Origin of the sequence: Nostoc sp. (assembly GCF_036919895.1) — a bacterium.
Classification (GTDB): domain Bacteria; phylum Cyanobacteriota; class Cyanobacteriia; order Cyanobacteriales; family Nostocaceae; genus Nostoc.
Genome location: NZ_JBALBW010000068.1, coordinates 13,384 through 29,269 on the forward strand (window position 1 = coordinate 13,384; position 15,886 = coordinate 29,269).

Here is a 15,886-nt window from a genome sequence, read left to right on the forward strand (position 1 = left end):
GAAATGCCCGAAAAACATACCTCATACTTTAATTTTTTGTCAATGCGTAAATCCTAGCGTCTTGAGAATAGGGAACAGTTAACTCTTGATAGAGAAGGTAATTTTCATGCCCTTGTTGTGGGCTATTGCCTGTGGGTGTCTAGCTTAAAAATAGGGGACATTTAAATAACCTGATATTAACTTAATACTGAATATTTACTTAGATGTCTATAGTTAAAAACTATCTTTGCATACTCTTTACATTATATGCCGAAATATGTAGGTAAGCCACGGAAAAAAAGCAAAGTATGTAAAGATAAATAAATCGGAACAATGCATCTATCGAGATAACTAAAATACAGGTGCTTGTTTAAGGGGTTTTTTGACTCGCCATTAGGATAAAACTCTATCAAACCTAACAAGTGCGAATGCACCACAGAAAGTCAAGTTACAAATAAGTTTGAGTGGAGGCTTTGGAAACAGGAAGGACTAAAAAAAATCGGCGCTTACCAAAATTACCAATGCAGACATGATCCGACTTAGCCAAGAACACTTGCAGACCATCCGCACACATGCCGAAAGCACCTATCCAGATGAGTGTTGCGGTATAATTTTGGGCTATCTGGCTAGTGAGAGTAAAATTGTGGTCGAAGTCATGCCAATAGAAAATGCCTGGAATACAGAAGGTGCGGCTAAGTTTCTAGGGGAAAGCACAGCAGAAAGTAAAAGACATCGCTTATATGCTTGGCAAGGATACTCGTATATAATAGTTACCGTCCAAAACCGTAAAGCTGGAGAACTCCGAAACTGGAGCCTTGACGATCGTCATCAGTTCCAAGCAGAGGCAATTGAAAATATAAAATCTGACTTAGTTTAAAGACAGTCACTCGTAGCGGTTTTCACCGCTACCACCCATGAAAATTCATATTCCCGACTTCTTAATCTCTATATGAGATCCAGTTTTTCGATAGGATTAATATTCCGCTCTCCCAGATCGTAACTGCTATGCTCAACCCTAATCTGGACGAAATCCAGTTAACCAAAGATGATTACGAACGCTACTCTCGACACCTGATTTTGCCGGAAGTAGGACTAGAAGGACAGAAGCGCCTGAAAGCTGCCAGTGTCCAGTGTATAGGTACAGGTGGACTAGGTTCACCACTACTTTTATATTTGGCGGCGGCGGGTATTGGACGCATCGGGATTGTCGATTTCGATATTGTCGATACTTCCAATCTGCAACGCCAAGTCATCCACGGGACATCTTGGGTGGGTAAACCCAAAATTGAATCGGCAAAAAACCGCATTCACGAGATTAACCCCTATTGTCAGGTTGATTTATACGAAACTCGCCTGACTTCCGAAAACGCCCTAGAAATCCTGCAACCTTACGATATTGTGGTAGATGGTACTGATAACTTCCCCACTAGATATCTAGTTAACGACGCTTGCGTATTGCTGAATAAACCCAACGTCTACGGTTCTATTTTACGCTTTGAAGGGCAAGCTACTGTATTTAACTACCAAGGTGGGCCAAATTATCGGGACCTTTTCCCAGAACCACCACCACCAGGAATGGTTCCCTCTTGTGCAGAAGGTGGCGTATTAGGGATTTTGCCAGGAATTATTGGTTTAATCCAAGCAACGGAAACAGTCAAAATTATTCTGGGACAAGGTAATACCCTAAGTGGACGATTGCTGTTATACAACGCCTTAGATATGAAATTTCGGGAGTTGAAACTGCGTCCTAACCCGATTCGCCCAGTGATTGAAAAACTGATAGACTACGAAGAATTCTGCGGAATTCCACAAGCTAAGGCAGAGGAGGCAAAACAGCAGATGGAAAGTCAAGAAATGACTGTTAAGGATTTGAAAGAGTTGCTGGATAGCGGTGCGAAGGATTTTGTCCTGCTGGATGTCCGCAACCCCAATGAGTACGACATTGCCAAGATTCCTGGTTCGGTGTTGGTACCCTTACCAGACATTGAAAATGGCAATGGCGTTGCGAAGGTGAAGGAAATATTAAACGGCCACCGCTTAATTGCTCATTGTAAAATGGGCGGGCGATCGGCAAAAGCCCTTGCCATTCTCAAGGAAGCCGGAATTGTTGGGACAAATGTCAAAGGCGGAATTACCGCTTGGAGTCGAGAAATCGATCCTTCAGTTCCAGAGTATTAAAAACTTGCGACTTTCCTGATAGCGGTTCTCGGTTAAGTAGGTACTGAACCCCACCCCTAACCCCCCTCCCCGCAAGCGAGGAGGGGGCTATGATGTACCTTGGATGATTAGGAAACGCGATAACTCTCTTTAAAGAAACCGTATTTGTTTTGGGTTGAGGAAGAAACAACCAATGCCCAATTCCCCATTTTTTATGACTACCTCAAAATCTCATTTCAATATTTTATGGGTGCAAGTTTGGGTGTTGGCAGTAGTGCAGGGAGCAATTACTCTCACCTGGTTAATTTATAATATATATTTGCCACAACTTTTGACTCAGTTTGGTTTTCCTGCGTCACTAGCAGTTGGCTTGGTGATACTCGAAAATGCCTTGGGTGCGGTGCTGGAACCCTTGATGGGTGGACTTTCAGATCGAGCTAGACGCTGGGTAGGGACTCGGTTTCCCTTTCTGTCAGTAGGTATGATTCTGGCATCGGCTTTGTTCATTGCCATACCATGCGTTGTGAGCTTAATTCCGCCTACTACCGTGATGCGATCGCTCTTACCTATAGTATTGGTAGCCTGGGCATTAGCAATGACAGTATTTCGTTCTCCAGCGATGTGCCTTTTGGGAATGTATTCTACACCAGCCCAGTTACCTTTAGCAGTAAGTGTTGTCACTTTAGCAGGTGGTGTGATTGGAGCTTTTAAACCAATAAGCTATAAGTTTATTCTGAGCTTAGGGCCAGTTTATACCTTTGCGATCGGTTCTTTCGTTATGCTGGGGGCGGCGGCTGTGTTGCGGTTAGTCAATCCTCCAGAAGCAGTAGTGGATAGACACCAAGCAGAAATTGTAAAGTTACCTTTACAGAAATTGGCTTTGATTTTAGGAACTGGTTTTGGTGTAGCGTGGGGTATCCGATTTCTGATGGATGTTTTGGGGAAAGTACTAAAAACCCAACTGAATACTGATAATATTGATGTGCTTATGGTGTGGATCGGATTAGCGATCGCAATTGCAAGTATCCCTGCTGGGATCTTCGCCGTCAAAATTGGTAATCGTCAAGCAATGCTTTGTGGTATCGGTGCGATCGTTCCCTCATTACTGATAATGATATCTGTGGGCGTACAAATTCCGATAATTCTATTAATCGTTGCTGGCTTTAGTTTAATTGTCAACGGGGCAATTCCTTTTGCTTTAGGATTAGTACCCCAGCAGTGGGCGGGATTAGGAATTGGGACGTATTTTGGTGGGTTTGCTTTAGCAATGAGTTTGTTTGGTATTATATTTACCCAACCGCAAGCAATAACACCTTTTATCGGTGCGATTGGGGGTGCATTGGCGTTTTTGTTCGCTGGTGTTTGCATTGTCGTGAGTGACTTTTTTGAAACGGATAAGCGGCTTCGCCTTCCCGAAGAGTAGGAAGTTGAGATTAGATTTTTTATGCGCCTATTCACAGCAACTTGTCTGGTGTAATTGGTAGGTCACGAATCCGTTTACCTGTAGCATGATAAACTGCATTAGATATAGCTGCTGCTACCCCAACAATTGGAAGTTCCCCTAGGCTTTTCGTCCCTAGAGCATTTACATAAGGATCGGGTTCCTCAACAAATTCCACTTCCATATTTGGGATATCTGCATGAACCGGAATCAGGTAATCGGAAAGGTTAGCACCAACTATTCTTCCCTGATTTGTATCCATTACAGTTTTCTCCAGCAACGCCATACTGATTCCCCATGTAATCCCACCCAAAACCTGACTCCGTGCTGTCTTGAAGTTGAGAATTCGCCCTGCATCATAAACGCCTACACAACGTCTGACTTTGATTTCCCCCAACAATTCATCGACAGCTACTTCCACAAAGATTGCACCAAATGAGTGTTTGGCGTATTGTTTACTCTCTGGGCTAGGTGAGGTTTCTTCTGTGACTTGTAAACTCTCTAATTGGTTACGGTGCAGAATCTCGGTGTAACTGTCTTGTTTGGAAGGATCGTGTTTTAAAAATATTTGCCCTGACTCGACGGTAATATCTTCTGCTTGAGATCCATAAAGTAGAGAATTTGGATCTCCGATCGCAATTTGGATTATTTTATCGCGGATTGCGATCGCTGCTTTTTGCACCGCCGGGGAAACACTAGCAACTGTAATTGAATTACCCGTAATCGGCGCTTTGGGAAAATTGCTATCACCTAGTTCAAACTGCACTGGTAAACCTAATACCTCAGAGGCTACCTGCGACATCACTGTATAAGTACCTGTACCGATATCTTGGGTTCCACTTTGCACCCGCACGTCTCCACTGGCAAAAATTTCTACCTTGACTGATGCAGTTCCAATGTTGGTGGGAAATGTCGCACTAGCCATTCCCCAACCAATCAGGAAATAACCATCCCGCATAGAACGGGGAACTGGGTTGCGTTGTAACCAAGAAAAAACTTCTGCCCCTTTCTGGTAACATTCTTTTAGATATTTACTTGACCAAGGTAATCCTTTGTGGGGATCGATATCTGCATGATTTTTTAATCTTAGTTCAATCGGGTCAATATTTAAGGCATCCGCTAGTTCATCCATTGCTGACTCTAGGGCAAACATTCCCGTGGCTTCTCCTGGGCCACGCATAAAGGTTGGGGTGCCGGCATTGATGCGGGCTAAACGATATTTAATTTCCAGATTTGGACAGGCGTACATCATTGTTGTTGCTGTCCCAACTGGTTCTACAAAGTCATCAAATAGCGATGTTAAGGATGTGCCAATGTGATTAATAACGGTTAGTTTACCTTCCTTGGTTGCACCTAGCGTTAGCTGCTGCTGAGTTGGGGATCGGTAGCCGCAAGCAGTGTACATTTGCGATCGCGTTAGCACAACTTTCACTGGGCGTTTTACTTGACGAGATCCGATCGCAGCTAAAATAGTGTGCGATCGCAACAACGCCTTACAACCAAATCCTCCGCCTAAATATTTGGAAATGACGCGGACATTTTCTTGAGGAATATTCAGAACAGATGCGATCGCTTTTTGGGTTGCTGAAATGCCTTGAGTAGTTTCATACAGCGTCAAATTATCCCCTTCCCAGATGGCGATCGTTGCAGAAGGTTCAAGGGGATTATGATGTTCCATTGGCGTGGTATAAATTTGCTCTACCAGAACATCTGCTTGAGCTTTCCCAGATTCAAGATTCCCTCTGGTGATTTTACCTGGCATCATGCCAAAAAATATTGATTCGGGTTCAAATATCTCGGCGTGTGCCACTGTGACTGTCGCCGGGGTTTCTTCGTAGATAATTTTAACTAGGGAGGCGGCAGTTTCGGCTTGTTCTAAAGTTTGAGCTATTACAATCCCTAGATGTTGACCATCGTAGTAAATATTATCGTCTTTTTCGGTTGGCTGAGGTTGTGGAGGCGAAAAGAAGGGGATTTTTACCAGAGATGGAGTTTGTTGGTAAGTAATGATATCTACCACACCAGAAACGGCGGCGGCGGCGGATGTGTCTATTTGGATAATTTTACCGCTTGCGATCGCGCTTTGAAAAATCACTCCATAAGTTAAATTCTCTATGGGAACATCGGCTGTATAGGGTGCTTCTCCGGTAACTTTGAGTTTGCCATCAACGCGATCGAGTGGTTTACCGATAATTTTATTCATAATTTTTCTGTCACAACTGAAAGCGCACGTAACAAAGCGCGTTTGACTAATTCAATTTTGAATTCATTGTGGGTTTGCGGTTTCGCTTCTTTAACGGCTGCTTCTCCTGCGGCTGTAAACGTAGCTTGGTTAATTACTTTGCCTTTGAGAAATTCCTCAGCATCCCTTGCCCGCCAAGGTTTTGGTGCTACCCCACCAAAAGCGATGCGTGCTGATTTAATCGTGTCTTGTTCTACCTCTACGGCAACAGCGATAGAAACGAGAGCAAATTCGTAGGAAGCCCGATCCCTAACTTTTAAATAATAGGACTTATATGCAGAATTTGGAATTTCAATGGCAACAATTAACTCTCCGGGCTGTAATAGAGTTTCTTTTTCTGGTGTCTCACCTGGTAAGAGATAAAAATCGTGAATTGAAATGCGACGGGCTTTTTCTACACCTTGGATGCAAATCATCGCATCTAATGCCGTCAGCGCCACAGCTAAATCGGAAGGATGAACGGCAATACAATGTTCGCTCGCCCCGAAAATAGCGTGCATTCGGTTGTAGCCTGTAATTGCGGCACAACCTAAACCGGGAGTGCGTTTATTACAAGGAAAAACCGGATCGCGAAAGTAGCCACAACGGACTCTTTGTAGTAAATTACCGCCCACTGTTGCCATATTTCGCAGTTGGGGTGAAGCACTTTGTAACAAAGCTTGGCTAATTACTGGATAGCACTCCTGAATTTTGGGATGAAAAGCCACATCACTCATTCGAGAGATTGCACCAATGCGGATTCCATGAGTTTGAGATTCAATATCTGCTAGGGGCAAACTATTAATATCAATTAATATATTCGCTGCTTGAACCCCATCCTTCATCAATCCTAGTAAATCTGTACCCCCAGCGATAAATGCAGCCGTTTTGTCTTGTTCAACTGTTGCGATCGCTGCATCTTGGGAAGTAACTTTAGCATAACTAAATGGCTGCATCTTCCATTTCCTCTAGTACATCTCGAATCGCCGCAATAATATTTGGGTATGCTCCACAACGGCAAAGGTTTCCACTCATCTTTTCTCGAATTTCTGCCTCAGATTTTGGCAATTCTTCTAATATCATCCCTACGGCTGATACAATTTGTCCCGATGTACAGTACCCACATTGAAAAGCATCATGGGTAATAAAGGCTGTTTGCATGGGGTGGAGTTTTCCATCTTGGGCTAATCCCTCAATTGTGGTAATTTCAGCATTGATGTGCATTACTGCTAAAGTCATACAGGAGTTAATTCGCCGACCATTAACTAGAATAGTACATGCACCACATTCACCGCGATCGCAAGCTTTTTTAGTGCCCATCAAACCCAGCTTTTCCCGGAGTGCATCGAGTAAAGTGACACGAGGCTCTAGCTTTAGCGAATAGGAGATATTATTGATATTCAGCGATAAGTCTACTTCCTCTGAACCGAATATTTTCAATTCTTGGCTAAGAGAGTTTGAAGTTATTGGAGCTAAGGAATTTTCTTTCATATTTAGTGAACAGACTAATATTTATGTTTATTATAGAAATCATAATTTGATTATTGAAAAAATATAAGTATATGAATACAAACCCAACTCAGAAATTATCCAAACCCATAGTGGAAAAAGTTGCAATTATCGGTGCTGGCCCAGGTGGATTGGCTACTGCTATAGCACTGAGAAGCCAAGGCATAGACGTTCAAGTGTACGAAAAAGCCCAAGAATTTCGTCCGGCTGGAACTGGACTAGGACTAGCTCCAAATGGCTTGAGTTCTCTAGATGCGATCGCACCGGGAATTGTCGAAACCCTCAAAGGTTCAGGCTGTGAGGTTCACCACACAGTTTTAAAGAATATTCAGGGAGAAACAATCCGGGCTAACGCAACCAAATACTTAGAGCAATATGGACAGCCATTATTGACTATTTGGTGGTATCGTCTACAGCAAGTCTTAGCGTCTAGATTGCCATCTGACATCATTCACCTCAATCATCATTGTATCGGCTTTGAGCAAGATAAAAACAGTGTGGAAATTCATTTTGATGGTGAAAAATCGATAAATGCAGATTTGCTGATTGGCGCTGATGGCGTTAACTCTGTAATTAGAGAAACTTTATTTGGTGAGGGTAAGCCTAATTATATTGGTAGTATGTGTTGGCGTGCCGTCATCAAGTATCACCACGAGCTATTTAATGACTATGAATTAGTTTTTGTCAAAGGCAATCAACAGTTTATGTACCTTCTGAATGTGGGCGGCGGCTATACCAGTTGGATTAGTCGGAAGTTCTCGCCTGAGTACTCTCTTTCCCACAGCGCCGATGAAGTTAAATCTCGCATTCTCCATGAATTAGCTGATTGGGATGAATCTTTTCAGGTGGTGGTACAAGCGACACCAGCCGAGCAAATTTGGGAAGGGCCGATTTGCGATCGCCCACCGTTAACTCACTGGAGTCAAGGTAGAGTTACACTCTTAGGCGATGCTGCTCATCCAATGGCACCTGCTATGGGACAGGGAGCCAATACCACTTTTGAAGATGCTTATGAACTGCAAGAGTGTTTTTCTCAATCAGCTAATTTTCAAGAAGCTTTAACTAGCTACGAACAGCGTCGCATTGAACGCACAAAAATTATCCAAGCTCGTAGTGCTTTGGGTGAGATGCGCTACTTCGATGCCAACACCGTAGCATCTAATGGGCAACAGGAGCGGCAAGTGAGCCTTAATGATGATTTTCATAAATGGTTGTATGATTACAAGCCATCTGTAATAAGATAATCGGCTTAGTATCTATTTAATTTCCTGAAAACTTTCAATTGTCAGAAAGATTTCTTCATCAGCTATTTGACTGTCGTAATCGATATCAATTTTGGTTGGATAGCCGAGCTTAGGACTATATCCTAGATTCAGGCTGAATGCATTCCGGTTGATAGCATCTTGAATCACATTAAAAAGCTTAGGAATTGTTTTATATTTTTCAAAATATTGCGGATTCACTGGTTGACCTGTAGCTACAGAAGTGATTGAAGTGGTTTGACCATTACGGACTTCAATCACAACTGGCCCTCTAGCATCTGGTATACAAAAGCAACCGTTACTAAATGTATAGCGATAGTTAGAGATTTTTGCCTGATTCCATAAATGCCGATTAAATTTTGATCGTCTTAAATTCAAGTTATTATTCGCTGGAGATTTTACTGTCTCTACGGAAGTTTGAGAGATTGCTGGGAAATTCAGACCTACAGATAGCAACAGTGCTGCACTGATAATGATAGGTAGACGCATATTAATCTATTTGTAAAAGCCCTATTGCAATAATTATATTTATTTTTCCAGAAAAGTCCAGACTCCTTCATCCCAATCTGACTCTGTTGGAGGTGATTGTAACCAATGCTGACAACGCAACAGATGCAACATAGCAGCTTTGTCCTGGTTGTCTGCTGCTAAAACTAGGGCAAATTCAGCCCTAGCACGGTTAAAATCGCGTTTGAGGTAATACTCACGCCCTTTGTGATAATGCTCAATGACTTGCAATTTTTCGCTTTCAATCGGGTTGGAACGCAAACCCAGTAATTCATATATGGCTACTGGCTCATTTCTGCCTTTGACACGAATGTAATCTAGTTCCCTAGCCCAAATATTATCTTGACATGGTTTAAAAGTGTTATGGCTAATAATGATGTCGCAACCATATTGTTTGCTGACACTTTCTAATCGAGAGCCAAGATTAACGCCATCGCCAATGGCGGTAAATTCCATCCGCTTACTAGAGCCGATATTCCCACTAATCACGGTATCAGAATTAATGCCAATGCCGATCTTGATTCCAGGTTTATTTTCTGCATAGCGATGTTGATTAAATTCATGTAGGCGAACGCGCATCTCTAAGGATGTTTGCACTGCCATCCAAGCGTGTTCTTGTAATGGTAGGGGAGAACCAAACACAGCCATGATGGCATCGCCAATGTATTTGTCAAGAGTGCCTTTATGTTTAAAGACTGCCTCCACCATTGATTCAAAATATTCATTGAGCATACTCACCACTTCTTCTGCTTCCAAGCTTTCTGTCAAAGTGGTGTAGCCGCGAATATCGGAAAATAAAATCGAAACTTCTTTGCGATCGCCTCCAAGTTTAGCATCATCTAATTTCAGCAATTCTTCGGCTAATTCCTGGGTCATGTAGCGGTACATCGTACTCTTGAGCCGCTTTTCATCACTGATGTCTTCCATGACCACCAGCGCCCCCCGGACTTGCTCGTGGTCGCTGGCATCAGCAATTGTGTTAATAGATAAATTAATACTATGTTGTTGTGTACCAGTTGTTATAAGTGTGCGATCGGGGTAATACTGCTGGCGGCCTTTTAAGTCAACTGCATGTAAAGCATCTTGATACCACTTGCTAAAGTCGCCTTCTTTGATGCCGATCGCATCAGTAACTAATTTTCCTTCTAAACGATCTTCTAGCTCCATTCCTAGCATCCGCTTGGCGCTTTCATTGGCGGCGATAATTAAACCGGTTTTATCAGTGGAAACCACTCCATTGGAAAGACTACGCAGAATATCCCGTTGCATTTGTTCTTGTTGCTTGACTGTGGCAAACAACTGGGCATTATGCAGCGCTACTCCCGCTTGAATATTAAAAGCTTCCATGAACTCTTCATCATTGCGGTCAAAGCTAGCTTGGAAGCAGTCGGGAGCTTTGGGCCAATCAACTGGATTATAAGGGGGAAAATCACCAGATTTCTTTTTATTTACAAGCTGGGTAACGCCAATTAGTTGTTCATCACCGTTAAATACTGGCATACAAAGCAAGCTACAGGTGCGATAGCCATTTTCCTCGTCGAATTTTTTGGATGTCTCCGAGTCAGGATGATCGTGCAAGTCAAAGGCTATATTCAGTTTTTTGCCAGAAGCCGCGACTAGACCAGCGAAACCTATACCTACGGGGACTCGCAACTCTTTTGTTGAACCATCATCCTGAGTGATTTTCGTCCACAATTCATGGCGATCGCGGTCTATTAACCATAGGGTACTGCGATCGGCATTCATCAGTTCCTTGGCTTCATCCATCACCCGCTTCAGGGTATCTTCTAAGTCGAGACTGCTTTGAGAGAGGGACTTGATCGCCTTCATTAGCGCCGCCACTGCTCTTTGTTTTTGGGTGGCGACATAAAAAGAGCGCGAAGATTCTAAAATCAGGCGAATCGAAGGGGCAAATTCTTGAAATAATTGTTCGTCAGCAGAGAGAAAACCTTTGGTATCAATGCGCTCTGCAAGTGGAGCATCGTGATTATTCCCAGATTTTAATTTATTCAGTAATTGTACTACTGCAACTAATTGCCCATGTTCATTTAAAAGTGGCAAAGCCAGCATGGTATAAGTGCGGTAGCCAGTTCTTTTCTCTTGTTCTTGGGCAAAACGCGATCGCGGATCGTTATAAAAATCAAAGGGAATATTGATAACTTGTTTGAAAGTAGCGACTTCCCCACCAATGCCTTTATCGGCGGGGATGCGAATTTCTAAAGACCGATTGCCCTCTGCCGCCGCGACAATTGACCAGAGTTCTTGTTTCTCTTCATCTAACAAAAATATTGTCGTCCGGTCTGCCCCCAGTAATTCTCCAGTTTTTAAGGTAATCGAATGCAACATTTCTTGCAGAATGGTTTCAAATCCCTGAGAATCCAGCATTGACAGGGTTTGATGGACAATCTGTAATTTTTGCTCGACATCCTGAACAACCTGCTTAAAAGTATCCTGAGTTAGGGGAGCAAGAAAGGTAGAAAAAGTTCCTTTTCTTGTGACAAGAGCGCCCACAGGAGGAGAATTTGCTTGTAATTCGAGGTTTTCTTGGTTGTGAACACCAATAATCAAATCGGTGGTTTCCCCATAACTTTCTTGATACACTGACATAACTGGTATTTTATATAGCAGGATGAGATCTTAGATTTAAGAATGAGATGAAATTTATGTTAGTTGTGCTAAAAGCAACAATAGCTTTGATATTATCCATAGTTTAATCGCTTGTTTAGCTAGCGTCATCCTGTGAATAAGGGTGGGAGTTGATTACCAACAACCATGTCTTGACGAAAACCCGTTTATACTGACGGATATAGATGATGAATAGAGGGTCAGACCCCTTCTCCTGCAAAGACGCTGCGCGAAGGGGGAATTCAAAATTCAAAATGACGCTCTCTACGAGACACTAAAAGCGAACGCAGACTCGCTAACAAAATTACAATCCCCATAAATAAATTTAGGGGCTTGTATCCTTTGAGTTTTCGGTCAACAGCCTAGATGGAGCCGCTGACTAAAAACTTTTAATTAACGATCCGATCGCTTTTAGCAATTCTTCTAGATCTATAGGTTGGGAAATATGCTGTTGAAATCCGACTGCGATCGCTTGCTGATAATCCATATCTCCAGCATAAGCAGTTAAAGCTTTCATGGCTGAGGCTACAGCTGTCAGAATGGAGGGTTAGATGAAAGGTAAAATTTCTCGCATATCTGCATCATCATCGACCACGAGAATATTTAAGCCAGACAAGGCTTCCGAGATAATCCGAGCTTACTTGTATTTTAGATACATTTCTTTGAGCGGATGAAATTTAGATAATATCAGATTCGGATAATCACTTCTGCTGACTCACAAACCAAAAATAAGCTAAAATTCAAGCAGAGTAAGCATTTCCCGCTCATAAATCCCTCATGCTTGATAACCTGCAAACCCAAATTTACCAACTAGAACAATTTGCCAACAGCCTTGTTTCTAACCAACTGACACACCTTAGCGTGGTGAGCGTTGGTATCATCTTTGCGGCTGGTTTGCTCACCAGTCTTACACCCTGTATGCTTTCCATGCTGCCAATTACTATTGGTTATATCGGCGGTTATGAAGCTAAAAACCGCCTCCAAGCAGCTGCCCAATCAACTTGGTTTGCTTTAGGATTAGCAACTACATTAGCAGGATTAGGTATTTTAGCAGGGTTGGTAGGAAAAGTCTATGGTCAAGTGGGAATCGGTTTGCCGATTATCGTCAGCATTATCGCCATTCTCATGGGGCTGAACTTACTAGAAGCATTACCTCTGCAATTTCCATCTTTGGGCGAAACTAATTGGATTTCGCCAGATTTGCCAGCAGGATTGCGTTCTTATTTGCTGGGTCTGACTTTTGGCTTAGTCGCATCCCCTTGTAGCACGCCTGTTTTAGCTAGCTTGCTGAGTTGGATTGCCAGTACACAAGACTTAATTTTAGGCGCTATTTTGCTACTTTCTTACACAGCTGGTTATGTAGCACCATTAATTTTAGCGGGTACTTTTACAGCTTCAATTAAAAAATTACTAGAATTGCGTCGCTGGTCTGGTTGGATTAACCCAGTTAGCGGGGCGCTGTTGGTAGGATTCGGTGTATTTTCCTTAATTTCTCGGATTCCCCTCGGCAGTTTTTAAGATCAATAATTTGTTAGCTTTTACACCTAATGACTATAGAAAATTCAGCGTCCAAAGAATTAAAATGGTGGGCAATACCAGGCAAGTTCTTACGGCAAGAGCTTTTGCCCGTACTGACTAACTTACGATTAGCGATCGCACTCCTGCTATTGATTGCAATCTTTAGCTCCACTGGTACTGTAATTGAGCAAGGTCAGTCACCTGCATTTTACCAAAGCAATTACCCAGAACATCCCGCTTTATTTGGTTTCCTAACTTGGAAGGTAATTCAGGTAGTTGGGTTAGACCATGTATATCGTACCTGGTGGTTTCTGGCATTACTCATCTTATTTGGCACGAGTTTAACTGCTTGTTCATTTACCCGTCAGTTACCAGCCTTAAAAGCTGCCCAGCGCTGGAAATATTACGAAGAACCACGACAATTTCAAAAATTAGCTTTAAGTGCCGAACTAGATAATGGTTCGCTGAATTCTCTCAGCGAAATATTACAGAAACGCCGCTATAAAATTTTTCCAGATCCAGAAAAAGAAAATCTCCTCTATGCCCGCAAGGGAATAGTCGGACGCATCGGGCCAATTATTGTTCATATTGGCATCGTCGCTATTCTGCTAGGGGGAATTTGGGGGGCGATGACTGGGTTTCTGGCACAGGAAATGGTTGCTAGTGGCGATACATTTCAAGTGACAAATATTGTAGATGCTGGGCCTTTAGCTGCCCAAGTCTCAAAAGATTGGTCTGTGCGAGTAAATCGTTTTTGGATTGACTACACTCCATCTGGCGGCATCGATCAATTTTATTCCGATATGTCTGTCTTAAATAAGCAGGGAGAGGAAATCGATCGCAAGAAGATTTTTGTCAACGAGCCTCTGCGCTATCATGGCATAACTTTCTACCAAACTGATTGGGGAATCGCAGGTGTTCGCGTCCAATTTAACAACAGCCCGATTTTTCAGCTACCGATGGCGCTATTGAACACCAAGGGACAAGGGCGGATTTGGGGAACATGGGTTCCGACTAAACCGGATTTGAGTGAGGGTGTCTCTTTGTTAGCCAAAGACTTGCAAGGGATGGTATTAATTTACGATCCTACTGGTAAACTCGTTGATACTGTCCGCGCCGGAATGTCAACCGAAGTCAATGGTGTGAAGTTGAAAATTCTGGATGTCATTGGTAGCACTGGCTTACAAATTAAAGCCGATCCAGGCATACCAATTGTTTACACAGGGTTTGGCTTACTCATGCTGGGTGTGGTGATGAGTTATTTTTCTCATTCACAAATATGGGCATTGCAAAAAGGCGATCGCTTGTATGTGGGTGGCAAAACTAATCGCGCCCAAGTTGCTTTTGAACAAGAGGTTTTAGAGGTTTTAGATCGGCTGAGTTCACAGCCAAAAGTTGAGGATAAAGAGGCGGCGATTGAAGTTTAAATGTATAAGTGCTTCCCCTTCCCGCAGGGTGGGGGCACATACATGATAACTTTGCCTATGCATTTCAAAGTTATTTTCCTCGTTTTACATAATGATTATGCCCACACGGGTACAGATGGGAAAATTATTAAACATTGGAACTAAAGATTTATATATCTGCTCAACTTCAATCTAAACGGCAGGTTTGCCTTCTACCCGCGATCGCTATCTTGTTGAGTATTGCTTCTTGCACTGCTGGGAATAAAAACATCAAGCATGTTTCCCTGGTTGGTGCTGGAGCAAGTTTTCCTGCACCTTTGTACGAACGCTGGCTTGCAGATTACAACCAGCAAAATCCTAATGTGCAAATTAACTATCAAGCTATAGGAAGTAGCGCTGGGGTGCAACAGCTTATTGAAGGGACTGTGGACTTTGCAGCTAGTGATGTGGGAATTACAAATGAACAAGCAGCTAAGATAAAAAAGGGAGTGATTGCTTTACCCATGACTGCTGGTTCCATAGTACTGGCTTACAACCTCGCGCCCACCTCCCAGCCACCTCAAGTCAATTTGCCAAATGGTTTAAAGCTATCACGCCAAGTTTACGTAGATATCTTTCTCGGAAAAATTACGAATTGGAATAATCCGAGAATAGCTGTAGCTAATCCAGGGGTAAATTTGCCTAATCTACCGATTCAGGTTGTACACCGTACTGATGGTAGTGGGACAACAAGTGTATTGACGCAACATTTTAGTGCTATAAGTCCAGAATGGAAAAGCCAGGTTGCAGCCGGTAAAGCTGTAGCATGGCCAGTGGGAATTGGTGGAAAGGGTAACGAAGGTGTTACCGCCTTAATTCAACAGATACCAGGAGCTATTGGCTATGTAGAATACATTTACGCCAAACAAAATAAACTCCCTATGGCTGCTTTGGAAAATAAATTTGGTAATTATATTACGCCGACACCAGAATCTGTAGCTCAAACCTTGGAGTCAGTGAAATTACCCGCCGATAACTTGATTGCTTTTATCAACGATCCTACAGGTTCCCAGTCTTATCCCATCGTCACTTACAGCTGGCTTTTGACTTATCAGCAGTATCCAAACCGAGTCAAAGGTAAAGCGCTAAAAAAATTTATTGATTGGGCTTTGATTGAGGGGCAAAAATCCAGTTTGGAACTCGGATATATTCCTTTATCTCAAAAAGTTGTGCTTCAAGTGCAATCTGCTGCAAATAAAATTGCAGAATAACTAAGTAAAAA

General features: G+C 42.7%; 13 protein-coding genes. 7 read left to right on the forward strand and 6 right to left on the reverse strand.

Features of this window, described 5'->3' with window-relative positions; genetic code table 11:
- Window positions 1–508 precede the first annotated feature (508 nt).
- The 3 genes from V7K55_RS12735 (at window position 509) to V7K55_RS12745 (ending at window position 3,559) form a co-directional block, all read left to right on the forward strand.
- On the forward strand, window positions 509–856 hold the full coding sequence (locus V7K55_RS12735; protein WP_334831747.1) for a Mov34/MPN/PAD-1 family protein: 348 nt from the start codon (window positions 509–511) through the stop codon (window positions 854–856).
- Window positions 857–984: 128 nt separating this feature from the next.
- Window positions 985–2,157, forward strand: coding sequence for a molybdopterin-synthase adenylyltransferase MoeB (moeB, locus tag V7K55_RS12740; RefSeq protein ID WP_334831749.1), 1,173 nt, complete (start codon window positions 985–987; stop codon window positions 2,155–2,157).
- A 193-nt stretch (window positions 2,158–2,350) separates the two neighbouring features.
- On the forward strand, window positions 2,351–3,559 hold the full coding sequence (locus V7K55_RS12745) for an MFS transporter (protein ID WP_334831751.1): 1,209 nt from the start codon (window positions 2,351–2,353) through the stop codon (window positions 3,557–3,559).
- A 31-nt stretch (window positions 3,560–3,590) separates the two neighbouring features.
- Here the strand turns inward: V7K55_RS12745 and V7K55_RS12750 are convergent, their stop codons facing one another.
- Genes V7K55_RS12750 through V7K55_RS12760 form a run of 3 tightly spaced genes read right to left on the reverse strand, consistent with a single transcriptional unit; the run spans window position 3,591 to window position 7,289 of the window.
- Window positions 3,591–5,780, reverse strand: coding sequence for a xanthine dehydrogenase family protein molybdopterin-binding subunit (locus tag V7K55_RS12750; protein WP_334831753.1), 2,190 nt, complete (start codon window positions 5,778–5,780; stop codon window positions 3,591–3,593).
- Window positions 5,777–6,754 (reverse strand): FAD binding domain-containing protein, encoded by a 978-nt coding sequence (locus V7K55_RS12755; RefSeq protein WP_334831755.1) that lies wholly within the window; start codon window positions 6,752–6,754, stop codon window positions 5,777–5,779. The genes V7K55_RS12750 and V7K55_RS12755 overlap by 4 nt, the downstream gene beginning before the upstream one ends.
- On the reverse strand, window positions 6,741–7,289 hold the full coding sequence (locus tag V7K55_RS12760; RefSeq protein ID WP_094329409.1) for a (2Fe-2S)-binding protein: 549 nt from the start codon (window positions 7,287–7,289) through the stop codon (window positions 6,741–6,743). Before V7K55_RS12760 ends, V7K55_RS12755 begins: the two co-directional genes overlap by 14 nt.
- A gap of 71 nt (window positions 7,290–7,360) precedes the next feature.
- Between V7K55_RS12760 and V7K55_RS12765 the strand changes: the two genes are divergently transcribed.
- Window positions 7,361–8,551 (forward strand): FAD-dependent oxidoreductase, encoded by a 1,191-nt coding sequence (locus V7K55_RS12765; RefSeq protein WP_334831757.1) that lies wholly within the window; start codon window positions 7,361–7,363, stop codon window positions 8,549–8,551.
- 12 nt (window positions 8,552–8,563) lie between these two features.
- On the opposite strand, the gene V7K55_RS12770 is transcribed toward V7K55_RS12765, so the two are convergent.
- The 3 genes from V7K55_RS12770 to V7K55_RS12780 form a co-directional block, all read right to left on the reverse strand.
- Window positions 8,564–9,058: a DUF6174 domain-containing protein gene (locus V7K55_RS12770; protein ID WP_334831759.1), complete on the reverse strand. Its 495-nt coding sequence runs from the start codon at window positions 9,056–9,058 to the stop codon at window positions 8,564–8,566.
- Window positions 9,059–9,097: 39 nt separating this feature from the next.
- Window positions 9,098–11,683 (reverse strand): GAF domain-containing protein, encoded by a 2,586-nt coding sequence (locus V7K55_RS12775; RefSeq protein ID WP_334831761.1) that lies wholly within the window; start codon window positions 11,681–11,683, stop codon window positions 9,098–9,100.
- Window positions 11,684–12,080: 397 nt separating this feature from the next.
- On the reverse strand, window positions 12,081–12,218 hold the full coding sequence (locus tag V7K55_RS12780) for a hypothetical protein (protein WP_334831763.1): 138 nt from the start codon (window positions 12,216–12,218) through the stop codon (window positions 12,081–12,083).
- A 260-nt stretch (window positions 12,219–12,478) separates the two neighbouring features.
- Here V7K55_RS12780 and V7K55_RS12785 point away from each other — a divergent pair, with 260 nt between their 5' ends.
- The 3 genes from V7K55_RS12785 to pstS all read left to right on the forward strand — a co-directional run bounded on the left by V7K55_RS12785 (window position 12,479) and on the right by pstS (window position 15,875).
- Window positions 12,479–13,219 (forward strand): cytochrome c biogenesis protein CcdA, encoded by a 741-nt coding sequence (locus V7K55_RS12785; protein ID WP_334831765.1) that lies wholly within the window; start codon window positions 12,479–12,481, stop codon window positions 13,217–13,219.
- 29 nt (window positions 13,220–13,248) lie between these two features.
- Complete coding sequence (locus V7K55_RS12790) at window positions 13,249–14,646, forward strand: cytochrome c biogenesis protein (RefSeq protein WP_334831767.1); 1,398 nt, start codon at window positions 13,249–13,251, stop codon at window positions 14,644–14,646.
- Window positions 14,647–14,780: 134 nt separating this feature from the next.
- Window positions 14,781–15,875, forward strand: coding sequence for a phosphate ABC transporter substrate-binding protein PstS (pstS, locus tag V7K55_RS12795; RefSeq protein ID WP_334831769.1), 1,095 nt, complete (start codon window positions 14,781–14,783; stop codon window positions 15,873–15,875).
- Window positions 15,876–15,886: the final 11 nt, after the last annotated feature.